The organism is Mitsuokella jalaludinii (assembly GCF_928722185.1).
Lineage (GTDB): Bacteria > Bacillota > Negativicutes > Selenomonadales > Selenomonadaceae > Mitsuokella > Mitsuokella jalaludinii.
Genome location: NZ_CAKMXA010000001.1, coordinates 691,344 through 714,721, shown reverse-complemented (window position 1 = coordinate 714,721; position 23,378 = coordinate 691,344). Strand labels below are relative to the sequence as shown.

23 protein-coding genes, 1 pseudogene and 1 riboswitch are annotated in these 23,378 nt (G+C 58.7%); of the genes and pseudogenes, 22 read left to right on the top strand and 2 right to left on the bottom strand.

The genetic code is table 11. From position 1 onward, the window contains the following. The first annotated feature begins 8 nt into the window (after positions 1-8). The 12 genes and pseudogenes from QDI87_RS03280 to QDI87_RS03225 all read left to right on the top strand — a co-directional run bounded on the left by QDI87_RS03280 (position 9) and on the right by QDI87_RS03225 (position 10,939). Positions 9-803 (top strand): RNA-binding protein, encoded by a 795-nt coding sequence (locus QDI87_RS03280; RefSeq protein ID WP_036376991.1) that lies wholly within the window; start codon positions 9-11, stop codon positions 801-803. Positions 804-869: 66 nt separating this feature from the next. Further along, positions 870-1,454: a DivIVA domain-containing protein gene (locus QDI87_RS03275; protein ID WP_036376988.1), complete on the top strand. Its 585-nt coding sequence runs from the start codon at positions 870-872 to the stop codon at positions 1,452-1,454. A 9-nt stretch (positions 1,455-1,463) separates the two neighbouring features. After that, on the top strand, positions 1,464-1,901 hold the full coding sequence (lspA, locus tag QDI87_RS03270; protein ID WP_036376986.1) for a signal peptidase II: 438 nt from the start codon (positions 1,464-1,466) through the stop codon (positions 1,899-1,901). An 84-nt stretch (positions 1,902-1,985) separates the two neighbouring features. Continuing rightward, a complete protein-coding gene (locus QDI87_RS03265; RefSeq protein ID WP_036376983.1) occupies positions 1,986-2,912 on the top strand; it encodes an RluA family pseudouridine synthase in 927 nt (308 codons plus the stop codon). 79 nt (positions 2,913-2,991) lie between these two features. Next, positions 2,992-3,549, top strand: coding sequence for a bifunctional pyr operon transcriptional regulator/uracil phosphoribosyltransferase PyrR (gene pyrR, locus QDI87_RS03260; protein ID WP_036376981.1), 558 nt, complete (start codon positions 2,992-2,994; stop codon positions 3,547-3,549). A gap of 78 nt (positions 3,550-3,627) precedes the next feature. After that, positions 3,628-3,733: riboswitch (SAM riboswitch) on the top strand. Between the two features lie 160 nt (positions 3,734-3,893). Further along, positions 3,894-5,069, top strand: coding sequence for a methionine adenosyltransferase (gene metK / locus QDI87_RS03255; RefSeq protein WP_036377111.1), 1,176 nt, complete (start codon positions 3,894-3,896; stop codon positions 5,067-5,069). 91 nt (positions 5,070-5,160) lie between these two features. Next, a complete protein-coding gene (locus tag QDI87_RS03250; RefSeq protein WP_051652225.1) occupies positions 5,161-5,865 on the top strand; it encodes a GntR family transcriptional regulator in 705 nt (234 codons plus the stop codon). 132 nt (positions 5,866-5,997) lie between these two features. Then, positions 5,998-6,894, top strand: a complete 897-nt coding sequence (gene garR / locus QDI87_RS03245) for a 2-hydroxy-3-oxopropionate reductase (RefSeq protein WP_081828448.1) — start codon at positions 5,998-6,000, stop codon at positions 6,892-6,894. 10 nt (positions 6,895-6,904) lie between these two features. Then, positions 6,905-8,326 (top strand): four-carbon acid sugar kinase family protein, encoded by a 1,422-nt coding sequence (locus tag QDI87_RS03240; RefSeq protein ID WP_278742204.1) that lies wholly within the window; start codon positions 6,905-6,907, stop codon positions 8,324-8,326. Between the two features lies 1 nt (position 8,327). Then, positions 8,328-9,167, top strand: a complete 840-nt coding sequence (locus QDI87_RS03235) for a class II fructose-bisphosphate aldolase (protein ID WP_036376975.1) — start codon at positions 8,328-8,330, stop codon at positions 9,165-9,167. Positions 9,168-9,232: 65 nt separating this feature from the next. Next, a pseudogene (locus QDI87_RS03230) lies at positions 9,233-10,567 on the top strand (gluconate:H+ symporter). A gap of 18 nt (positions 10,568-10,585) precedes the next feature. Next, positions 10,586-10,939 (top strand): PTS glucitol/sorbitol transporter subunit IIA, encoded by a 354-nt coding sequence (locus QDI87_RS03225; RefSeq protein ID WP_036376972.1) that lies wholly within the window; start codon positions 10,586-10,588, stop codon positions 10,937-10,939. 77 nt (positions 10,940-11,016) lie between these two features. Here QDI87_RS03225 and QDI87_RS03220 read toward each other — a convergent pair whose 3' ends face one another. After that, the gene (locus QDI87_RS03220; protein WP_051652224.1) at positions 11,017-12,210 is read right to left on the bottom strand and encodes an MFS transporter; all 1,194 of its coding nucleotides are present in this window, start codon (positions 12,208-12,210) and stop codon (positions 11,017-11,019) included. Positions 12,211-12,387: 177 nt separating this feature from the next. Between QDI87_RS03220 and QDI87_RS03215 the strand changes: the two genes are divergently transcribed. After that, positions 12,388-13,044, top strand: a complete 657-nt coding sequence (locus tag QDI87_RS03215; RefSeq protein ID WP_278520290.1) for a response regulator transcription factor — start codon at positions 12,388-12,390, stop codon at positions 13,042-13,044. Positions 13,045-13,108: 64 nt separating this feature from the next. Here the strand turns inward: QDI87_RS03215 and QDI87_RS03210 are convergent, their stop codons facing one another. Beyond that, positions 13,109-14,296, bottom strand: coding sequence for a hypothetical protein (locus QDI87_RS03210; RefSeq protein ID WP_255240412.1), 1,188 nt, complete (start codon positions 14,294-14,296; stop codon positions 13,109-13,111). A 122-nt stretch (positions 14,297-14,418) separates the two neighbouring features. On the opposite strand from QDI87_RS03210, the gene QDI87_RS03205 reads away from it, so the two are divergent. From QDI87_RS03205 to QDI87_RS03165, 9 genes are all read left to right on the top strand, one after another. Then, positions 14,419-15,963 carry a hypothetical protein gene (locus QDI87_RS03205; RefSeq protein ID WP_051652222.1) on the top strand — a complete coding sequence of 515 codons (1,545 nt, stop codon included), beginning with the start codon at positions 14,419-14,421 and terminating at the stop codon, positions 15,961-15,963. Further along, a complete protein-coding gene (locus QDI87_RS03200; protein ID WP_278742201.1) occupies positions 15,960-17,321 on the top strand; it encodes a sensor histidine kinase in 1,362 nt (453 codons plus the stop codon). The genes QDI87_RS03205 and QDI87_RS03200 overlap by 4 nt, the downstream gene beginning before the upstream one ends. A gap of 172 nt (positions 17,322-17,493) precedes the next feature. Then, a complete protein-coding gene (locus QDI87_RS03195; protein WP_036377088.1) occupies positions 17,494-18,258 on the top strand; it encodes a TPM domain-containing protein in 765 nt (254 codons plus the stop codon). Positions 18,259-18,336: 78 nt separating this feature from the next. Continuing rightward, positions 18,337-18,888, top strand: coding sequence for a LemA family protein (locus QDI87_RS03190; protein WP_036376965.1), 552 nt, complete (start codon positions 18,337-18,339; stop codon positions 18,886-18,888). 36 nt (positions 18,889-18,924) lie between these two features. After that, positions 18,925-20,286, top strand: coding sequence for an SPFH domain-containing protein (locus tag QDI87_RS03185; protein ID WP_036376963.1), 1,362 nt, complete (start codon positions 18,925-18,927; stop codon positions 20,284-20,286). Positions 20,287-20,358: 72 nt separating this feature from the next. Beyond that, the gene (locus QDI87_RS03180; RefSeq protein WP_036376960.1) at positions 20,359-21,468 is read left to right on the top strand and encodes a zinc finger domain, LSD1 subclass subfamily; all 1,110 of its coding nucleotides are present in this window, start codon (positions 20,359-20,361) and stop codon (positions 21,466-21,468) included. A 12-nt stretch (positions 21,469-21,480) separates the two neighbouring features. Further along, positions 21,481-21,693 (top strand): hypothetical protein, encoded by a 213-nt coding sequence (locus tag QDI87_RS03175; protein ID WP_036376958.1) that lies wholly within the window; start codon positions 21,481-21,483, stop codon positions 21,691-21,693. A 39-nt stretch (positions 21,694-21,732) separates the two neighbouring features. Next, positions 21,733-22,761: a hypothetical protein gene (locus QDI87_RS03170; protein ID WP_148485472.1), complete on the top strand. Its 1,029-nt coding sequence runs from the start codon at positions 21,733-21,735 to the stop codon at positions 22,759-22,761. Positions 22,762-22,922: 161 nt separating this feature from the next. Next, complete coding sequence (locus QDI87_RS03165) at positions 22,923-23,312, top strand: hypothetical protein (protein ID WP_036376952.1); 390 nt, start codon at positions 22,923-22,925, stop codon at positions 23,310-23,312. Positions 23,313-23,378 lie beyond the last annotated feature (66 nt).

Here is a 23,378-nt window from a genome sequence, read left to right as displayed (position 1 = left end):
AAGCATATATGGCAAGTGAACAGAAAGAAAAACTCATACGGTTTTACAAGGGCACGGAAGGCGAGGAGACGGTCGTCAAGCTCGTCGACCTCGCAGAAGCCGTGCAGCGCAGCCAGAAATTCCGCCTGAGCGGCTTCCTAGACCCGTACGGCCAGGAAATCGCAGAGACGGTGGCAGCCAACTATCCGGGGCTGTGCGTCGATTTCGGCGGCGGCTATCAGGGTGCGGAACGTGCGCGTGCGATGTACATCCACGAGGACTTCGCCGGCACGCCCGCTGGCTTTGACATCGCCTGCCTCAAGGCATCGTGGAACGGTCAGTTTGCACGCCTGAGCCACCGCGATGTGCTCGGCGCCCTGATGGGGCTTGGCATTGAACGGGACCGCCTCGGTGACCTCTTGGTGACAGCGGATTCTGTGCGCATACTCTGCGACAGCAAGATGGCAGAGTACTTGCTCCAGAACCTCACGAAGATCGGCGCCGTTGGCGTCAGCTGCGAGATGGCAGACCTTGCGGACATTGCGCCGCGCGAGGAGCGCTGCAAGGAGATCCGCGCGACGGTCGCCTCGCTGCGCATCGACTCAATCGCGGCCTCGGGCTTCGGTTCGTCGCGCAGTCGCGCGGCCGCTGACATCGCCGCTGACAAGATGAAGCTCAACTGGCAACCGGTCAAGAGCGCGTCGCAGACGGTCAAAGAGGGCGACATCATCTCGATGCGCGGCCGCGGCCGCCTCGAGGTCGCGGAAGTCCGCGGCCAGACGAAGAAGGGCCGCACCGTCGTCGTGCTCAAGCGCTACATCTGACGAGTACAGACGGGCCACAGATGCATGGATTCACAGACTCATTCATATAGATGGGAGATCTTGATTTTGCTTACACCACTCGATATCCACAACAAAGAATTTAAGCGCAGCTTCCGCGGCTACAACGAAGATGAGATCGATGACTTCCTCGACCAGGTCGTCAACGACTACGAGAAACTCTTCCGCGAGAACGACAACCTCAAGGAAGAACTCGCCCGCATGAAGAAGGACAATGCGCAGTACCAGAAGCTCGAGAACAATCTCAAGGAGACGCTGCTGATTGCGCAGAAGACGGCCAATGAGGTCACGGACACGGCCAAGCAGCACGCAGAGAACCTGCGCGAGAGCACGGCGAAGGAGTGCCAGAACATGCGCCGTGATGCTGAGATCTCGGCGCGCCAGATGGTGGAGGCAGCTGACCACCAGGTCAAGTCCGCCACTGTCGAGTACTGCCGCCTCGTCGAGGCCAAGTCGCAGTTCCTCTATCAGATCAAGGCAGCGCTTGAGTCGGAGCTCGCTGTGCTCCATGATGCCATCGACCGTCTGCCGCGCCAGCAGACCACTGCGCCGCAGCAGGAAGAGAAGTCTGAGGCAAATCCAGCTGCGCCACAGGAGAATGCCCCTGCAGCTGATGCTGTACAGAAGGGCTGAGACAGCGCCATGGCGTTTGTATTATTTGTCCTGATCCTCGTCGCCGACCAGCTGACGAAGTACGCCATCAGCGCGAACTTCCTGCCCGGTGAGAGTCTGCCCGTCGTGCCACATATCTTCCACATCACCTACGTGCTGAATCCTGGTGCCGCCTTCGGCATGCTGCCGCAGGCGCGCTGGTTCTTCGTCCTCGCGGCGGTGGCGCTCTTTATCGCCTTCATGGCCTACCACAGGCAGCTTAAAAGGCAGCCCGCAGCGTTCTACTACGGCTGTGTTGCCATGCTTGCCGGGGCCGTCGGCAATCTCATCGACCGCATCCGCCAGGGCCTCGTCATCGATTTCTTCGATTTCCGCATCTGGCCCGTATTCAATGTGGCCGATGTTGCGATTGTGCTCGGCGTTGCAGGCATGGTCTTTGCCATACTGTTCCGCATGAAAGATGCGTGAGCGCACAGAGTGCGCGATGGATGGTAGGCATGAGATAGGAGCAGGCGTGGAGCTGGAGGAGAAGAAAGGGATGGATGAGTGAATATGTCAGATTCTACGAAGGTGTTTACAGCAGACCAGGACGATGAGCGTCTCGACCGCTTCCTCACGCGCATGGAGCCCGCGCTCTCGCGCGCCCATGTCCAGAAGGTCATCGCAGAGGGGCAGGCACTCGTCGGCGGTCGTGTGCGCAAGTCCAACTACAAGCTGCAGGCAGGGGAGGAAGTCATCTTCCATCTGCCGGAGGCAAAGCCCGTCGAAATCCTGCCGGAGGATATCCCGCTCGCCATCCTCTACGAGGACAGCGACATCATCGTCGTCAACAAGGCGCGCGGCATGGTCGTGCATCCGGCAACGGGCATCTACACCGGGACGCTCGTCAATGCACTGCTCTATCACTGCAAGGATCTCTCCGGCATCAACGGCGAGATCCGTCCGGGCATCGTCCACCGCCTCGACAAGGACACGTCGGGCGTCATGGTCGCGGCCAAGAACGACGCGGCGCATCTCGACCTCGCGGAGCAGATCCGCACAAAGGCGGCGCACCGCATCTACTGGGCCATCGTCTGCGGCAACATCCGCGAGGAGGCAGGCGTCATCAAGGGCGACATCGGCCGTCATCCGACGGACCGCAAGAAGATGGCCATCGTGCATGAGCACGGCAAGCCGGCTGTCACGCACTTCCGCGTGCTCGAGCGCTTCGGCGACTACACGCTCGTCGAGTGCCGCTTGGAGACGGGCCGCACGCACCAGATCCGCGTGCACATGGCGAGCATCGGGCATCCCGTGCTCGGCGATCCCAAGTACGGGCCGCGCAAGGCCTGCCCGTTTGCCATCAAGGGGCAGGCGCTGCATTCCATGCAACTCACGCTGACCCATCCGCGCACGCGCGAGAGTATGACCTTCACGGCACCTCTGCCTGAGGACATGGAGAAGATCCTCAGGGCACTGCGTGCCAAGTTCCAGCGCTGATCGCACGTTTAGCAGCTGCAAGAGTGTATCGTGCTTTGCAGTCGTAACGATCAACGGATTGTGTTTGGGAGGGATTTTTATGCCAGTATTGACCGACAAGACCGTCATCATGGATTCCGAGGGGATTCGCCGCGCCCTGACGCGCATCTCGCATGAGATCGTCGAGCGCAACAAGGGCGTCGACAACATCGTCATCGTGGGCATCCGCACGCGCGGCGTGCCGATTGCGGAGCGCATCGCTGCCAATATCGAGCATATCGAGGGCAAGAAGCCGCCAGTCGGTGTCCTCGACATCACGCTCTATCGCGATGACCTCTCGTCACTCTCGTATCAGCCGATTGTTCATCAGACGGAACTGCCTGTCGACATCACGGGCAAGACAATCGTGCTCGTCGATGACGTGCTCTACACGGGCCGCACGATCCGCGCAGCGCTCGATGCCATCATCGACATGGGTCGCCCGAAGGCCATCCAGCTCGCAGTCCTCGTCGACCGCGGCCACCGCGAACTGCCGATCCGTGCAGACTTCGTCGGCAAGAATGTGCCGACCTCCTCGCACGAGGTCGTCAGCGTCCAGCTCAGCACGATCGACCAGGCCGAGAAGGTCGTCATCCGCGAATTCCGCGACGAGAAATAAAAATGAACCTGCTTCATTTTTTGCTTGACAGCGGCCCTGCGGATGCGTTATGATGAATACAACAAGCAGAATAGTGAACTCACATCCAGAGCGGCGGAGGGACTGGCCCAATGAAACCGCGGCAACCATTGACGCTTTGTCAAAACGGTGCCAATTCCTTTAGGTTCAGCCTATAAGATGAGAGTGCGATAGAAAGCTCTCTTTTATAGAGAGCTTTTTCTGATGTACGGGAAGAGCGGTGAGCTTGCTGGTCCGTGCAGGCCGTTCTGGAGCTGAGTGGATTCGTCCGTATTTCAGTAGTATGGATTCAACAGAAGGAGGTTTCTCTCTTGAGCAAGAAACGCATGTTATTTACCTCGGAATCGGTCACGGAGGGTCATCCGGACAAGATGGCCGACCAGATCTCGGACAGCATCCTCGATGCTATCCTCGCTAAGGACCCGAATGGCCGCGTGGCCTGCGAGACGCTCGTGACGACGGGGCAGGTACACGTCGTCGGTGAGGTGTCGACGCACTGCTACGTCGACATCCCGAAGATCATCCGCGAGACGGTGCGCGAAATCGGCTACACGCGCGCCAAGTACGGCTTCGATGCCGACACCTGCGGCATTCTCGTCTCGCTTGACGAGCAGTCGCCGGATATCGCACAGGGCGTCGACAAGGCACTCGAGGCGCGTGAGGGCGATATGGACATCGAAGATGCCATCGGCGCCGGCGATCAGGGCATGATGTTCGGCTATGCGACGAATGAGACGAAGGAGTACATGCCGCTGACCATTGCGCTGGCACACCGCCTCGCACGCCGCCTCGCCGAGGTCCGCAAGGACGGCACGCTCTCCTATCTTCGTCCGGACGGCAAGACGCAGGTCACGGTGCTCTATGAAGATGGCAAGCCGGTCGCCGTCGACACGATCGTCATCTCGACGCAGCACGACGAGAATATCGAGCTCAAACAGATCCGCAAGGACCTCATCGAGCATGTCATCAAGGCCATCGTGCCGGCCGAACTCCTGACGGATGCGACGAAGATCTTCATCAATCCGACGGGCAAGTTCGTCATCGGCGGACCGCAGGGCGACTCGGGCCTGACGGGCCGCAAGATCATCGTCGACACGTACGGCGGCTGGGCACGCCATGGCGGCGGCGCTTTCTCGGGCAAAGACCCGACGAAGGTGGACCGCAGTGCTGCCTATGCGGCCCGCTACGTCGCCAAGAACATTGTCGCCGCCGGTCTCGCTGACCGCTGCGAGATCCAGCTGGCCTACGCTATCGGTGTCGCACATCCTGTCTCCATCATGGTCGATACCTTCGGCACCAACAAGGTCGATGAGGATACGATCGAGGCGCTTGTCAAGAAGCACTTCGACCTGCGCCCGGCCGGCATCATCAAGATGCTCGACCTCCGCCGCCCCATCTACAAGCAGACCGCTGCTTACGGTCACTTCGGCCGCACTGACGTCGACCTGCCGTGGGAGCACACCGACAAGGCTGCCATCCTGCGCGAGGAAGCTGGACTGTAATAACTGTAATAACAGATATAAAGTCATAGAAGGGGAAGTCGCCTTTTTGGGGCGGCTTCCTATTCTTTTTTATTTTTTGTATTGACATTGCATGACATTTAGTAGTATACTACATACAGCGAGAGGAGAAAGAAGTGTGATCAAGAAAGTCTCGTATAAAGATCAGGTATATCAATACTTGAAACACGCTATCATCAAAGGAGAGCTGCAGACGGGTGTCATTTACTCAGAGCAGCAATTTGCTGACAAGCTCGAGGTATCGCGTACGCCAGTCCGTGAGGCTGTCATTCGCCTGACGAATGAGGGGATGTTGGAAGTATTCTCCAATCGCGGCTGGGGCGTCAAGCCTGTCCTGCCTGAAGATCTGCAGAAGATCCTGCAGGCGCGCATCGCGATAGAGGGCTACAGTCTCCGTTATCTCGTCCGTCATCGCGATGAAGCAGCGTTCCAGAAGGTCATTCGGGAAATGCAGGCCTGTCAGTCCGACAGCGAGAGCTTCGCACAGGATGAGTCACATCATTTCGAGTACATGAAGGCCGATACGGACTTCCACTGCCTGATGGTATCGTGTACGGACAATGCTTATCTGAAGCGCATCAACGATCAGATGCGCACAAAGATTGAGCAGGCCACATATAATTCTCTTCACATGAGCCGCCGCAATGCAAAAGCGTGCTTGGAACATCATCAGATCCTGCAGGAAATCCTGCATGGAGACGAAAATTCCGCGATGCGTGCTTTTATGCAGCATATGCAGGAAACCGCCATGGCTTTGGGGACGACATTGCTGGAGTAAGTATCCGTACATACAGAAACATACAAAAGAAAGATTCATGCTAGTCATGAATTTTCTTATAGATTTTAGTAGTATACTACACACTACAAAGTAGTATACTACATGCAACATGCTATTTAGGAGGAGTACATCATGAAGAAGATTGGTTTTGTAGGACTGGGCATCATGGGCAAACCGATGGTTCGCAATCTCTTGAAAGCAGGCTTTGCTGTGACTGTCTACGATATCGTGGAGGATGCAGTCAAGGCACTGGTAGAAGAGGGGGCAAAGGGTGCTTCTTCAGCAAAGGAAGTTGCAGCGGATCAAGACGTCGTCATCACGATGGTACCGAGTGGTCCGATTGTCCGCTCGTTGCTCAAGGGCGATGACGGCATCCTGGCTGGTGTCAAGGAAGGCACGGTCATCGTGGATATGAGCTCCGTCACGCCGGTGGAATCGAAGGAATTTGCTGAACTGGCAGCAGAGAAGGGATGCGCGTTCCTCGATGCACCGGTCAGCGGCGGTGAGCCGGGTGCAGTTGCAGGTTCGCTGGCCATTATGGTCGGCGGTGAAGAAGCTGTCCTCAATCAGGTTCGCGATGTCTTTGAAGCGATGGGATCTTCCATCACACTGGTCGGACCGACGGGCAGCGGCTCGGTGACGAAACTGGCCAATCAGGTCATCGTCAACCTCAATATCGCAGCGGTAGCCGAAGCGCTCATCCTTTCGACCAAGGCCGGCGCGGATCCGAAGAAAGTCTACGAGGCAATCCGCGGCGGTCTGGCTGGCAGCACGGTGCTGGATGCTAAGGCACCGATGATGTTCCGCCGCAATTTCAAACCGGGCGGACCGATCAAGATTAACCTCAAGGACATCACGAATGTCATGGATACGGCCAAGAAACTCGACCTGCCACTCGTCATGACGGGGGTGCTGGAGCAGATCATGCACAGCTTGAAGGCGACGGGCCATCTGATGGATGATCACAGTGGCATTGTCCAGTTCTATGAGAATATTTCCGGTGTCGTAGTCAAGACGCATGAAGAGTGAGGATAAAGTCATGAAGGTACTCAAAGAAGAATTGTTCAAGGATATCCCCGCTGGCGACGAGGAACGAGTCGATATGATGCTGGCAAAAGAGCGCGAGGATTTCCACAAGAAGATCATCGTGCTGGACGATGATCCGACGGGGGTGCAGACAGTCAACGGCATCCATGTCTACACGGACTGGTCGGAAGAGAGTATTGCGGCCGGTTTTGCTGAGGAACAGGACATGTTCTTCATTCTGACGAATTCCCGTGCATTCTCTGCCCAGTATACGAAAGAAGTCCATCAGACGATTGCAGAACGCGTCATGGCAGAGTCCAAGAAGACCGGGCGGGAGTTTATGATCATCAGCCGCAGCGATTCGACGCTGCGCGGCCATTATCCGCTTGAGACAGAGACGCTCTGCAAGACGCTGGAGCAGGAATCGGGCAAGACGATTGATGGCGAAGTCCTGATGCCGTTCTTCAAGGAAGGCGGCCGCTTCACGATTGGCGATGTCCACTACGTGCAGGAGGGTGATTACCTTGTACCGGCTGGAGAGACGGAATTTGCGAAGGATAAGACGTTCAGCTACACGAAGTCGAATCTTGCGGAGTATGTAGAGGAAAAGACGAAGGGGGCTTTCAAGGCTGCTGCGGTCACGTGCATCTCGCTGGATGATCTCCGTGCTGTGGCTGTCGATAAGATTGTCGAGCAGCTCATGGCGGTCAAGGACTTCAATAAGGTGATTGTCAATGCTGTGGATTATGTCGATGTCAAAGTCTTTGCGATTGCCATGATCCGTGCGATGAAGGCAGGCAAGACGTTCATGTTCCGCACGGCGGCAGCTTGGACGAAGGTCATCGGCGGCGTGCCGGACAAGGCACTCCTGACGAAGGAAGAACTCGTCGTGCCGGGCAATACGAATGGCGGCCTCATCATCATCGGCTCGCACGTCAAGAAGACGACGGATCAGCTGGCCAAGCTCAAGGAGCTCAAGGATGTCAAGTTTATCGAGTTCAATCACATGCTCGTCTTAGAGCCGGAGAAGCTCGAAGCAGAGCTGAGGCGAGTCGTAGGCGATGTGGAGCAGGCCATCGAGAACGGTCAGACCGTAGCGGTCTACACGGGACGCAAGCGCTTTGACGCTGGCTCGGAAGAAGAGTCGCTGCGTGTCTCTGTCAAGATATCGGAGGCCATCACGAGCATTGTCAGCCGTCTCTCCATCCAGCCTGCCTTCCTTATCGCGAAGGGTGGCATCACGTCGAGCGATGTCGGCACGAAAGGACTCTCGGTCAAGCGCGCTCTTGTCCTTGGTCAGGTTGCACCGGGCATCCCTGTCTGGAAGACTGGTGCTGAAAGCAAGTTCCCGGGCATGAGCTACATCATCTTCCCTGGCAATGTCGGCGCTGTCACTACCCTGCGCGACATTGTAGCGAAGCTCGAGGAGAAATGATATGCTGGTCAATCTTCAGGAAATCTTGCGCCTGGCGGAAGAACGCCATTGTGCCATTGGTTCATTCAATGTCTACAATGTCGAATCCGTCCAGGCTGTCCTGAAGGCTACGGATGGCAGTCACCCTGTCATCCTGGCCTTTGGGGAAAAATATGACAGGCACATGCCGCTCGAGGCAATAGCCGCTCTGGTGAAGTCGTATGTAGCGGCGACTCCGCAGCCAGTTGTGCTCCATCTTGACCACACGAAGCAGGAGCAGACCGTCCTGCGGGCGATACGCGCCGGTTTTACTTCCATCATGTTTGACGGCTCGTCGAAGCCGCTTGCGGAAAATATCTGCTCGACTGCAAGAATCGTGGACATAGCGCATCTCGTCTCCGTCAGTGTGGAAGGTGAGCTCGGCTACCTCAATGATGAAGACGGCTCTGGTGACCCGGGTGATCCGAGAAGCTATACGACTCCGCAGGAAGCACAGGCATTCTCAGAAGGGACGGGTGTCGATGCGCTGGCCATCTCGATTGGCAATGCACATGGCCTCTATAAGGGAACGCCGCATCTGGACCTTGCGCGCCTGTCTGCCATCGCGCAGTCTGTGGAGACGCCCCTCGTCCTGCACGGCAGTTCGGGTATCTCGCGCGACACTTTGCAGGAGGCCATCCGCCGCGGCATTCGGAAGATCAACATCAATACGGAGGTGTCGACAAGCGGTGTCCGCGCGGCTCGGGAGTATCTCACTGCACAGGATGACCCGAATCTCCGCTTTGAGCAGGTTGCCAAGCAGGCAGAGTCGGCGATGGAAAACGTCGTGCGGGAGTATCTCGACTGGTTTGACCTGAAGTGAGTGCCGCGTAGCCGGCCTTTATAGAGGGCGTACCAGATATTGCAGAAAGAAATGGGGGAACGATTTTGGAAACGGCTTTCTTAGTAGGCACATTGCTTTCAGCCATCATGCTCGTCGTATTCTTGATCATGCGGGCGCATATACAGGCATTTGTCAGCCTGGTCATCGTCTGTTTCTATGTGGGCTTCGTGACAGGGATGCCGCTCAATGGCATCTGCAAGTCCATTGAGGCTGGTATGGGAAGCACACTGGGCTTCTTGGCGACGGTACTCGGATTTGGCAGTATCCTCGGCAAGATGCTCGAGACTTCCGGCGGCGCTGAGCGCCTGGCACGTACTTTGATCGCTCGCTTTGGCCAGAAGCGCGCGAACTGGGCCATGATGGTCGTCGGCCTAATCACGGGCATCCCTGTGTTCTTCCAGGTTGGCTTTGTCCTCCTGATTCCACTTGTCATCAGCGTGGCGCGCGCTACGGGCCTTTCCATCGTGCGCATCGGCGTGCCGATTGGCATCTCGCTGCAGGTCGTCCACTGCATGCTGCCGCCACATCCGGCTGCCATGGCCATCACGGCGACACTCGGTGCCGATGTCGGTGAAGTCATCCTGCTCGGCCTCGTTGTCTGCACCATCTGTGCAGCTGTGGGCGGCCCAATCTGGACGCGCTTTGTTTCCAAGGGCATCCATTCGGACCTTGACACGCTGCGCGAGGGCGAGAAGCCAGTGCCGGATAGTGAGCTGCCGAATTTCGGCATCACGCTGTTCACGATTCTCTTGCCGATGCTCATCATGGTGTCAAAGACCATCTTCGCGCTGTCTCCCTGGAAGGATTCGCCAGTTGGCGTATAGGTCGACTTCATCGGCAACCCGATTACGGCTCTCCTGATCTCGGCATTCTTCGCTTATTGGTCGCTCGGCATCTGCCGTGGCAAGACGATGCAGGACCTATTGAAGTACACGGAACAGTGCTTTGGTCCGGTCGCAGGCATCCTGCTTGTCATCGGTGCAGGCGGTGCCTTCAACAAGGTGCTGCTGGACAGCGGCCTCGGTGTCAAGCTCGGTGAGATCCTGACTTCCCTTGACATGAATTCACTGCTGCTGGCGTGGTTCGTAGCAGCAATCATGCGCTTCTCTGTCGGCTCGGCGACAGTCTCGATGATGACCTCTGCTGGCATTGTCCTGCCGATGCTTCCGCAGTATCCGAATCTCGACCCGGCTATCGTCTGCCTGGCAGTCGGTTCCGGTGCCATCTGCTTCTCGCACGTCACGGATTCCGGCTTCTGGATTGTCAAGGAGTATTTCGGCCTGACGGTGCAGGGTGCCCTGAAGTCGTATACGGCAGCGACATGCGTGGCCTCGCTGACGGCAATTAGCCTGACCTTGCTGATTGCTCAGATCTTGTAATCCTTGGAGGTATAACCTATGAAATACGAAGCGACTGTAACGGCTATCGGAGATTCTGTACTGTCGTTCATGAAGATCCGCGACAGTCTGATCTTGTTCGATAAAGATGTTCCACCCGCCTATGAGAACATGGTCATCTCCCATACGAAGGGAAATCTGACGGAAGACATCGTGCCGGGTGACCGCTTGATCATTGCAGACCGGGAGTACACGGTCACGGATGTCGGCCAGATTGCGAACCAGACCTTGCGCGAGCACGGCCATGTCACCTTGATCTTCAATCAGGAAAAGACGGAGATGCCAGGCCAGATGGCGCTCAAGGGCGGGCACGCCCCGCGGCTCATGGTCGGCGATACAATCCTGTTCATCTGATTTCCATACATATATGAAAAGGCCTGCACGTGGTCTGTGCAGGCCTTTTTGTCATATGCATGGGGGGGGCTATATTCTCATTGATGCTTCTTGGAGGGCAGCAGGAAGGTGGCTGCGGCGCAGATGGCGGCAATTAGGACGAGCAGGGCCATGACGGCGGTGATGCCGTAGGTGTCGGCGTAGTGGCCGAGGGCGGGGGCGATGATGCCGCCGATGCTCATCGAGATGCCGAGCGTGACGCCGGAGGCGAAGCCGATGTTCTTGGCGAGGTACTCCTGGCCGATGACGACGAAGGAGGAGTACGGCGCGAGCATGGCAAAGCTCATCGGCAGCAGCATGGCGTAGACGGCGTAGATGCTGTGGGAGAAGACGGCGATGGCGAGGAACGGTACGAGCAGGACACTGCCGAGGCGCAGCGTCTTGCGGTAGCCGTGGCGGTCGGCGAACCAGCCGCCGAAGAGCGTGGCGGCGACGCCGGCGATGCTGATGATGGAGAGCGTCATCGAGCCGATGGCCTCGCTCGTGCCGAGCGCCTGGATGCAGAAGAGCGGCAGGAAGCTCGAGAGGCCCGTGAAGACGGTCGAGCGGAAGAGGATGACGAGGAAGAGGCGGCCGAAGGCGTGCCAGTCGTTCGTGGCAGCAGGGCGGTCGTCGCTCTGCCCCGCGCCGGTCTTAACAGCCGTCTCTTTCTTGTTGCGCTCAATGGCGCGGCGCAGGTGCGGGGCCGCGATGAGCAGCAGGACGCTCATGCAGATGGCCGTGATGCCGTAGAAAGCGAGGCCGTGCATGCCGAAGGTCGTGACGAGGAAGACGGCGAGGAGTGGCCCGAAGCCGAAGCCGCCGTTGCCGCCGACGCTGAAGATGCTCATGCCCTTGCCGCGCGCGCCCTGCGAGACGCCGTTGACGCAGCGGGCGGCCTCCGGATGGAAGATGGACGTCGCGATGCCCATGACCGTGACGGCAGCGAAGATTAGCCAGTAGTCGGAGACGAAGCCCGTCAGAGCCAACGAGGTGCCGGCAAAGAAGACGCCGACGGCCATGAACCACTGGCGCGAGCCCTTGTCGGCCAGATAGCCGAACAAGGGCTGGATGATGGAGCTCAGGAACGAGGAGGCGAACATCAGGCCCGAGATGGCCGTGTAGTCCATGCCGTAGAAGCTGACGAAGAACGGCAGCAGGGCGGGCAGCGAACCCGTGTTGATGTCATTGCTCAGATGCGCCGCAGCGAGCAGATAGAGGTATTTCTTGTTCAGAGAATCAAGTCCTTTCATGAGAGTATTTTTTTATTATACCACACATCATGCCAGATGTTGGCGAGTCACTCCTGCTTGACTGAAAGGTACATTTCAGGTGGCGTTGAAAAGTGCGTTTTAGGTACAACGTGCGGTTCCTTCTGACTCTTCTCTATGATACAATAGAAGAAATACGATGGAATGGGAGGGAGTGCGATGATTGACATCCTGCTCGTGGACGACCAGAGGATCTTGCTGGAGGGGCTCAAGAAGGTCTTTGAGCCGGTGCCGGACATTGCCGTCTGCGCGACGTGCGCGCTGGCCGAGCTGGCGGAGGAGGCATGCCTGCGCTATCGGCCGGACCTGGTGCTCATGGATATCTGCATGGAGAGCCGCACGAGCGGCATCCGGATCTGCCGCAGGCTCAAAGAGCGCTTCCCCGAGATCCGCGTCGTCATGATGACGGGCATGTCGGAGCTGGCCTTCGTCGGCTGGGCGAGGGATGCCGGTGCAGACAGCTTCATCTATAAGGAAGCCGCGGGGGAGGCGTTCCTCGACTGCATCCGGCGGACGATGGCGGGCGAGCACGTCTTTCCCGTCATCCGCGGCCGGGATACGTTCGGTGCGGCGGAAGCCAACCTGACGGAGCGCGAGCTCGAGATCCTGCAGCTCATCTGCCGTAGCAAGTCGCGCGAGGAGATTGCCGAGCTGCTCGGCATCTCGAAGCGGACGGTCGGCTTCCACATCACCAATATGCTCGAAAAGACCGGCCACAAGAGCGTGGTCGGCCTTGCCGTAGAAGCGGCTGAGAAGGGGCTGACGAGCGCGGAGACACAGAATGAATGCGAGCGCGACGATACGGTCATCTCCTGATTGTACCTAAGACGCACTTTTGCATTGATGGGAATGTATCTAGAACGCATTTTTGCGCGAGATGTCAGAAGTAGGCCGTGACGCTCGTGCCGAGGATGTACTCGTGCATGTTGCGCACCAGAGCCCCCTCACTGCGGTTCTCAAGGCGGAATCCCTCGACGGCGCAGCTGAGGCCCGGCGTGATGACGTAGTCAGTGCGCACACCCCAGCCGCGGAAGCCCTGGCGCCGTAAGAAGGTGCTGTCAGCATCCATCGTCGGGTAGAGGACGGACGACGATGGTTGGTCGTAATAGCGGAGCCAGGTCGAGAAGCTGCCGGTGCGCGCTTCATCGAGCACCCCGTACTGTACGAGTGCGACGAAGCCGCGCTCTGATTCGCGGTAATCGTCGGCGTTGTGGCGGCCGTCTGAATGCAGGACCTCGAGCCCGAGCTCCCATTTTTCGGTGGGATGGTAGTGGGCGGCGAGCGAGGCAATGTGCTGGCGGTCGAAGCCATCGCCATCGCGGCCTGCCTTTATCCCAGACTTATGGAGTTTTGGCAGGCTGGTCGGCAGGTCCTCGCGCTGGCGGAAATCGAGATAGGCGGCACTGGCGTCCATCTTGCCGAGGCGCTTCTTCCAGAGCAGCGAGACACCGTCTTTCTGTTTGTCCGGCTCACCTGTCGTGCGGCCGACAAAGACGGCCAGGCTGCCCTGCGGCCAGTCGACGTCTCCTGTGCGGAAGCGCAGGCCGTCGATGCGCTTGTCGATGACATTGCCGTCCATGAGGTAGTAGTTGAAGCGGCCTGTTTCGAGCTTCGTGTGGGCGTTCTCATGCTGTACGTAGAGGCGTGAGAGCTTCAGGCGCTGCCGGCGCGATTCGTCCTTGCGGTCGCGCTTGTCCTCAAGCATCGTGCGGATGCTCGTGCTCCCGCTCGTTTCGAGGAACGGGAAGATGCGCAGGCGCTGTTCGGCGCGGAAGTGATCCTGGTCGACGCGTCGGTATGGCCCGCCGAGGTCCTGGGGTACATCTGCGTGGAAGCGTCCCTTGCCGTAGAGGAAGCGGTAGTCGCCGTGCAGCACAAGGCGCGGATAGTTTTTTCCGTCATCCGCACGGGCAGGCTCTCGTTTGTCAAGCGTGCCCTGCTGCTCGAGTTCTTGGAAGCTGGCATCTGCTCCGGCGGCTGTGGAGGAGGCGCTCAACAGCAGGGCGAAGGCGCCGAGGCATTGGCAGAGATTTCGTGTGGTCAGGCGTGCCTTCTGGTGGGTCATCATACGTATCCCCTTTCTTGGTGCGCGAGGGTGGATTCTCGTTCAAATTGGGTTATTCTCATTGTATCATAAGAGATGCAGCGAGGGAATGTTCGAGAGTAGGAATGTGGAATGGAGGTGATGGTATGGATGTCGTCTGGTTGCGCCATCTTGCATATGTGCTCATGCCGGCTCTGACCGTGCTCTGGGGTGAATCGCTCCGGGCGCGCTTCCTCCACCGCGGCGCGCGCCGGGCCATCCGGCTGCTCCTTGCCGCGCTGCTCGCCTGGCAATCCGTGCGCCTCTTGAAGTACATGGCCGAGCCGGCTGTGCTGGATGCGGATGAGACATTGCTGAGGCTGCTCTGGTATCTCTATTACATCTTCCGCGCGGCCCTGCCTGTCGCACTGCTATGGATTGCGCATGTGGCCGACCGTGATGCTGTCGCGCAGAGGCTTCCGGTGCATCTTTTCGCACTGCTCGTCCTGAATCTCGCACTGGCCATCGCCATCCTGACGAATGACTGGCATGAGCAGTTCTTCTCGTTCCCGCAGGAAAGGGAGGGCAGCGACTGGGAAGAGGAGGTTGAATGGGGTGCCTATGCCTACTGGACCCTCTGGTTCCTGGAAGTCTTTACGGCATTGGCAATCCTCTGGATCAAGGCGAAGCTGCAGAAAATCTGGCGCTTCCAGATGGTGCTGCCTGTCGTGTGCTGCATCCTGTTCCTTCTCTATTCTATCTTTTACAATTTTCTGCCTGCCGTGCGCATCGACGTGACGCTCACGACGACGGGCTTCTTTCTGTTGTTGCTCGAACTCTGCCTGCGGACGGGGCTCATGCCGTCGAATCACGATCACGAGGTATTCTTCCGCGAGGCATCGCTTGGTCTCATGCTGTTCGATGCAAGGGGGGCTGTGCGCCTCGTCTCGAAGGCAGCACCGGAGCAGGGGGCACGGCGTGACTGCCGCATCTCCAAGATGGAGGTGCCGGGTGGCGGCACCTTCGTCTGGTATGAGGACATGAGCCTGCTGCATGAACGCCAGCGCAGTCTCGCGCAGGCAAACCGCGCACTAGAGCGCAGGAGCCGCTATCTGCGGCGCACGGTGCATCTCCGCCGCCAGCAGACAGCAGCGGCGATGCACCAGCGCCTGCGCCGGGAGGTCGAGGCACTTCTTGAAGAACTGCGGCCGTACTTCCGGGAGTTCCGCGAGGAGATCCTGCGCACCGAAGGGCAGGAGAGAGAGCATGCGGTCCACAAGCTCAACCTGCTCGCGACATATACGAAGAAGCGCTGTGTGCTCTTCCTGAAGAGCGAGGAGAGCGGGACAATCGCGATCGAAGAACTCGAGATGGCTGCCTCGGAAATCTGTTCGGCACTGCGCGCCTTCCATGTGCATGCGGCCATCACCTGGAGTATGCTGAAGGTACTGCCGGCACAGGGGGCGCTTCTGGCCTTCGATGCACTGGTGACGTTCCTCGCCGAGGCGGCGCGCAGCCGGCCCGAGCAGGAGGTGTATGTGACGATGGGAGAGAAGAGCGTGACGTTCCTCGTGGATGAGCACGACACGTGGGTGGACAGGTGGCAGTCCCTCTGGCAGGAAAAGCATGGGGAAGGCTGTATTTCTTGCCGAGATCTCGGCTATGCCGTGTCTGTTACCTGTGATATCTCCCGCGGGGAGGTGGCGCCATGAGCGATTACGGTTTTGCCTTTGCCATGCTGCCGCTTGCCTTCCTGGCTGTCATCTGCACCGCATCTGGGCTGCGGGCAGCCTATGTGTGCCGCGTGCCCGGCGATGCCTCGGTCTGGTTTGAGGGAACGGCGGTGCTGCTCGCCTGTGATTTACTGCTCGACTGCCTCGATATGCGCGCCGCTGCGGTCCATATCGCGGTCCGGGGACTCCATCCGCTCTTGCTCATCCCGGCTCTAGGACTCTCTTTCGCAGGCCTCTGGCATCTGTGCAGGCGAGAGATGCGCACGATCATCAAGGGCCGCTGCATCGCGCAGGCTGCACTGCTCTTTGCGGCAGTTGTGCTAGCTCTTGGCGCGCTGTCCAATCATTTCCCGTGGAGCACACCGATGGCGGCGCTGCTGCTCATCGTGCGCTGGCGATTTCTCTGGCAACGCACGCGAGCAGAGCGCGAACGGATACGCGAAGGACTCGACACGTTGCCGGAGGGCATTCTCTTCGCACACGGCGATGGGCGCATCGTCCTGGCAAATCTCTCGATGCTTGACTTCATGGAAGGGATTGCCGGTGTGCAATTCCGCAATGCCGAGGCCTTCTGGCAGTGCCTCGAGGCCATCGCCGGGAAGCGTGTTTCGGCCAAGGCCTCGGGGACGCTGATCTTCCGCTTCCGTCACAGCGCCTGGCTCCTGCGGCGCAAGGCCATGAAGGGCGGCTGCATCGAGGCCTCCAATGTGACAGAGCTCGACGCCGTCACGCGCGAGCTCGAGGCGAAGAACGCCGTGCTGGCCGAGCAGGCTGCTGAGACAAAGCGCCTGCTGCAATCGGCTGTCGAGCAGGAGCGCCTCAAGACGCTCGAGAAGGTGCGCGTCCGCGTGCACGACATCATGGGCAGCCGCATCAGCATGCTGCAGAGACTGCTGACCGCGCCGGAGCCCTTGGAGGCGGCCAAGCTTGTGCCCACGGTCGACATGGTGCTCGAAGAGATCTGGCTCGAGGAAGAATCGCCGCAGGAGCTCCTGGAGGATCTCATTCGGGCCTATGAGGCATTTGGCGTGAAAGTCCAGCTCACGGGACAGCTGCCTGCGCAGCGCACGACGGCGCTCGCCTTCGTGGAGATCCTGCGCGAGGCAGCGACGAATGGTATCTGCCACGGCCATGCGGATACCGTCGAGGTGACGCTGAGCGAGACAGGTCTGCGCATCGCCGACAACGGCTGCGGTGCGCCGCCGGACTTCCACCCCGGCAGCGGCCTCTCGGCCATCATCCGGCGTGTCAAGTTGCTGGGCGCACACATGACCATATCGCCGCAGCCTTCATTCACGCTGACAATAGAAGGGGTCTGCCCTGCCCCGAGAGATTGAGGGATCATCATAGTGAGAAGCTGATAGCCCAGCTTCTTTTTTTTGCCTACCTGTCATTTATGACAGTACGGTCGCACCTCCCTTGGCAGTATACTGATAACGAAAGGGGATGAGAGCGATGGATAGAAAGAGCTTACTTCAAAGCCGCTCTTATGTGGTTGGCATAATCTTGATGCTGCTCATCGCGCTTGCCGCCGTGGTTGCGGCCGCGCCGGCAGTCCTGCCGAAGCCCGCTCAGATGACGTACGTGGCCGATACGGCTGCGATGATCTCAAATGAGGATGCGGCAAAGATTGCGGAGATGGGCAGGGGGCTTGATGCGGCGACGGGGGCTCAGGTTGTCGTCGTGACCATCTCCTCTCTTGATGGCGCTTCCATTGAGGAATACGCGACAACGCTTTTCCGCAACTGGGGCATCGGCGATGCCGAGAAGAACAACGGCGTGCTATTGCTCATCGCCAAGGAGGACCGCAAGTTCCGCATTGAGGTCGGCTACGGCCTCGAAGGTGCCATCACCGATGGCTATGCGGGTTCCGTGCTCGATGGCATGAAGGCAGACTTCAAGAGTGAGAACTACTCCGAGGCCATTGTCGTGGCCTATGCAAAACTCACACAGAAGGCGTATGAGGAGTACGGTGCCGAGGTCCCCGAGAATGTCAAAGAAGAGGCGGACGCCTCGTTCTGGAGTATCCTGCTCGGCGCAGCCATCTTCTTCGGCCTCATGGCGCTGCTCGTCTACGCGGTCTGGGACACCCTGAAGGGCATCCTGCATCTCCTGTCGTCTGGCCACCTCTTTTCGGATTCGGTTGGCGGCACGGGAGCGGGGCGGTCGGGCAATGACGGTAGCAAGTGGCACAGCTCCGGTGGCTCGGGCGGGTCCGGCGGCTCCTTTGGCGGGGGCCGCAGTGGCGGCGGCGGTGCTTCGGGGGGATGGTAAAGCATAAGAGTCCGATTAGAATGCAAGATAGCGACAGCAAAGGGAGCGTCCGGATGGGCGTCGGGAAGGAGGATATATATGAAAGGTGGGACAATTCTTATAGGGCTGTTCCTCGTCTTCTGCCTGTTCTTCGGGTACCAGTACAACTCGGTGAAGAGCGCGCGGCTCAATGTCGATGCGGCTTACGGTCAGGTGGAGAATCAGATGCAGCGGCGGGCTGATCTCATCCCGAATCTCGTCAACACGGTCAAGGGCTACATGAAGCATGAAGAAGCCCAGATCAAGGCCGTCACGGATGCGCGTGCAAGGCTCATGAACGCTGGCTCTCCGGAAGAGCTCGGCGCAGCCGATGCGGAGCTTACAGGTGCGCTCGGCAAGCTCATAGCCATCGCAGAGAACTACCCGGACCTCAAGGCGAACACGCAGTTCACAGAGCTCATGCGCGAGATCAGCGGCACGGAGAACCGCATCGCCGTCGCGCGCATGGACTACAATGAGGCCATCCGCTTCTACAACATCAAGATACAGACATTTCCGGGGACGTTCTTCGCCGACATGATGGGCATGCGGCCGCTTCCGCAGTTCCGGGCGGAGGAGAAGGCGAAGGAAGTCCCGCAGGTCGCATTCTGAGCCGTTGTTCTGACTAGTTAGAAAAGGAGGATTATCATGGGTCTCATCAAGGCAGCAATGGGCGCAGCAGACGGCGTCATGGCCGATCAGTGGAAAGAATTCCTCTACTGTGACAGCCTCGACAAGGACACGCTGGCCGCAAAAGGACAGAAGCGCACGAGTTCGCGGGGCAGGAGCTCCAATACCTCGGGCGAGGACAATATCATCACGAAGGGCTCGGTCATCGTCGTCAATGAGGGCCAGTGCATGATGATCGTCGAGCAGGGCAAGGTCGTCGAGATCTGTGCCGAGCCGGGCGAGTACATCTACGACAGCTCGACAGAGCCGACTGTCTTTGGCGGCGACCTGGCGAGTGACCTCAAGGCTGTCTTCCGCAATATGGGCAAGCGCTTCACGTTCGGCGGCGATGCGCCGAAGGATCAGCGCGTCTACTACTTCAACACGAAAGAGATCATGGGCAACAAGTACGGCACGCCACAGTCTATCCAGTTCGAGACGATGATCGGACCGTACATGCTGAACGTCAACATCCGCTGTTTCGGTGAATACAGCTATCGCATCGCGAATCCCATTCTGTTCTACACGAACGTCTGCAGCAACTTCGACACCGTCTACGAGCGCTCGGAGATCGACTCGCAGCTAAAAAGTGAGCTCCTGACGGCCCTGCAGCCGGCCTTCGGGCGCATCGCGGCCAAGGGCATCCGCTACACCCAGCTCATCAACTACACGAAGGATATCCGCAATGAGCTCAGCGAGGAGCTCTCGGAGGACTGGGGCAAGAAGCGCGGCATCGAGATCGTCTCGTTCGGCGTCTCGTCGGTCAAGGCCGAGGAAGAAGATGAGCGCCGCATCAAGGAGATCCAGGATAGCGCCATCATGAGCAATCCTGACATGCGGGCCGGGCGCCTGGCGACGGCGACGGCCGATGCGATGCGCACGGCAGCCGGCAATGAGGCTGGCATGGGCGGTGCCTTCGGCTTCATGGGCATGGGCATGGCCGGGCAGGTGGGTGCCGGTGCGATGGGCGCATTCAGCCAGGGGGCGCCCTCGCAGGGCAATCCGCTGACACCGCCCATGCAGCAGGCACCGGCATCGCAGCAGGCAGCGCCGCCGCAGGCACAGGCAGTCTGGACCTGCTCGTGCGGCCATGCGGGCAATGCGGGAAAGTTCTGTGAGGAGTGTGGCAAGCCGCAGCCAAAACCCGCTTCTGATGGCTGGACCTGCAGCTGCGGTACGGTCAACAAGGGCAAGTTCTGCATGGAGTGCGGCGCGAAGAAGCCAGCGGGCGAGCCGCTCTACCGCTGCGACAAGTGCGGCTGGGAACCGAAGGACCCGAAGCACCCGCCGAAGTTCTGCCCGGAGTGCGGCGACCCGTTTGATGAGAGTGACAAGCAGTGATGCATAGCGTCTGCAATGCATCGATAAAGAATCGATAGCGAGAGCAGATGAAGAGAGAAGAAGGTGAGTATCGTGGCCGAATCGTCAGTCAGCTATAAATGCCCGAAGTGCGGTGCGCCGCTTTCCTTCCAGCCGGGACGCGATACGGTCAGCTGCGAGTACTGCGGCACCGAATTTGAGATCGCGGCCATCGAGGCGATGTTCGCCCGGGATCAGGAAGCCGCCAGGCGCGCTGCCGAAACAAAGGAAGCCGAATTTGACACTGCCGCAGCGGGCGGCGAGTGGTCGCCAGAGGAGAGCAGCGCCATGGCCATGCAGACCTGCTCCTCGTGCGGCGCCGAGCTCGTTTCCGATGGCAATACGATGGCGACAGAATGTGCCTACTGCGGCAGCCCCAACATGATGCCAGCAAAATTCGAGGGAATGGTGAAGCCGGACTTCATCCTCCCGTTCAAGAAGACGAAGAAAGAGGCGCAGGAGGCGCTGCAATCCTTCTACAAGGGCAAGTATCTGTTGCCCGACGGCTTTGCCGGGGCCAATCGCACGAAGGACATCCAGGCGATGTACGTGCCGTTCTGGCTCTTTGACGCCGATGTCTTTGCCAGGGCCAATTTCCGCGCCGAGAACGATGTGCGCCGCGAGACGGCGGATGAGATCATCACGGAGACGAGCGTCTACCAGTGCGAGCGCGCCGGTTCCATGCACTTCGCGCGCATCCCTGTCGATGGCAGCGAGCGCATGGACGATGCGTACATGGACAGCATCGAGCCGTTCGATTACGCAGAACTCGTGCCGTTTTCCTCGGCCTACCTCACAGGCCATCTGGCCGACAAGTACGATGTCGATGCGGAGGCGAGCATCCCGCGCGCCGACGACCGCATGCGCTCGACGGCCATCGACACGCTGCAGAAGACTGTCAAGGGATACGACCGCTGCTCGCTTACAGGCGACCCGTCCTTCCTGCGCGAGAGCGCCGCGATATCCTACGCGATGATGCCGGTCTGGATCTTGACGACGCGCTACGAGGGCAAGCCCTACACCTTCATGATGAATGGACAGACGGGCAAGTTCGTCGGCAGCCTGCCGATCGACAAGCGCAAGTCGTGGCTCTATCCCGCCATTGCACTCGCTGTATTCTGGCCGGTGCTTTACTTCATCGTGCAGTATTTCATGACGACGTAAGGGGGGCTCTTTATGACTGCAAAGATCCTAGGGATTTCCTTCGTGCTGGCACTCGGCGCCGCTTTCCTCGTGCGCTATATCCTGATTGCCGGCATGAGCAATGTGCACAAGGCCGTCAAGGCTGACTCCTACCTTGAGGAAGAAAGTTTCTCTCTCGTCGACAGCAACGATACCTTCCTTTACACCCAGATCAAGCGCCAGCCGAAGGCAAAGAAAGAATCGTGAGATGTGATGGAAAAGAAGAAAAAGAAGGGGAGGATGACCATGAGGAAGTTGCAACGCGCTGCCGCCCTGATAATCGGACTGCTGATCGCTGTGCTCGTGCTCGGCTGCGACAACTCGAGTACAGACAAGCCGAAGGATCCAGAGCCGCAGAAGCCAAAGATCACCCTGAACTACGAGCCGGTGAAGCTGGAGCAGGGCAAGGAACTCTCGCTGGCTAAGATCAACAACACCGACAAGATCGTCATCACGAAGACGTTCCACCGCACCGGCGCTATGACGAAGATTGGGGATACCATCTACATCCGCAATGCCAACACGGGGACCATCCTCGAGGCGAAGCTCGAGGATGATAACCTCAAGATCACGAATGCGGAATTCGTCAAAGATGTGCCGGAAGAGAGTTTCCTCTCCAATGACGGCAAGGAACTGATCTACACCGATGCCAAGCGCAAGGTCAATGCTGTCGCTTCGGATGGAACCAGCAAGCCGTTCTACGAGAAGAATGTTCGCGGCATGGTTGGCGTACCGGGCAAGGATGAAGCTGTGTCGTTCTACAATGCGCAGGCCATTGTGCGCTATGCCGTTGCGGATGGAAAAGTCTCGCAGGAGATTGGCACCGTCATCCCGAAAGAGCGCGATAAACTGCTCACGACGCCGGACGGTCTTGCCTGCGATGGCCAGAATGTCTATCTGTTCGGCAGCACCCTGGACGGCAAGATGAGCGTCGGCGCTGTCGCCGCCTACAGCCTGGACGGCACACAAGCGTATATCCTCGGCCGCAAGGATGACCCTGACCGCAAGCCGGGCTTCCTGGCCAGCGCGTTTGACGTCGCCGTCACGGATGACTACCTTTTCGTATTCGACGGCAACATCCGCAAAATCAATATCTTCAATAAGAAAGACGGTTCCTTTGTCGACAGGATCAGTGCGGACAAGCTGTTTGACGGCCAGAACGACGTCCAGATGATGCCTTATGGAGGGAATCAGGTGTTGGCCATCGTGAAGGAAAGCTCCAGCAAAGCCAAGGAGGCGGGGAGCGGCGACAAGGTGTTCATGCTCAAGCTCTGATTGTCAGGAGAGTGACTATTCCTTCGCAGGCGTGTCAAAGCCTCTTCGCGCATCTGCTGCGGAAGAGGCTTTTTGACTGAGCTACTTGTATTTTGAAGGCCGGACTTGTATACTAGAAGCGTTGGAATACGGGAACCTCCCACAAGAAAGAAGGAACATTCATGAAGATCATGAAGTTGAGCTTTTTGGCGATGCTCGTCGCAGCAGTCGCGGCTGTCTATGTGCCGACGGCCTGCTCGGCGGCCTATGTAACGGCGTATGAGCAGCACGTCGACGAGAAGTACGTCGTCGACACCTCGACGGTCTACCGCCCGGACGCAGAGCACATCAATGTCGGCGTCTACTACACGGACAACATCAAGAACAAGACGTATCCGTACGTCTACAAGTTCTGGTACAACACGGGGCGCGGGGCCTGGTACATCCTCGAGCAGAAGAATGCCGCCGAGTCGGGCGACATCTACGAGGATGATACGCACTACTGGTCCATCGTCGAGGAGAAAAGCATCGCGCAGGATGTCCTCAAGGTCGTCCTGGCCTACGCGGGCTGAGCCTGACGCCAATCGGATAAGACTGCTGAGTTTGCTGGAAAAGCGCTCAGCAGTTTTTTTATGCCT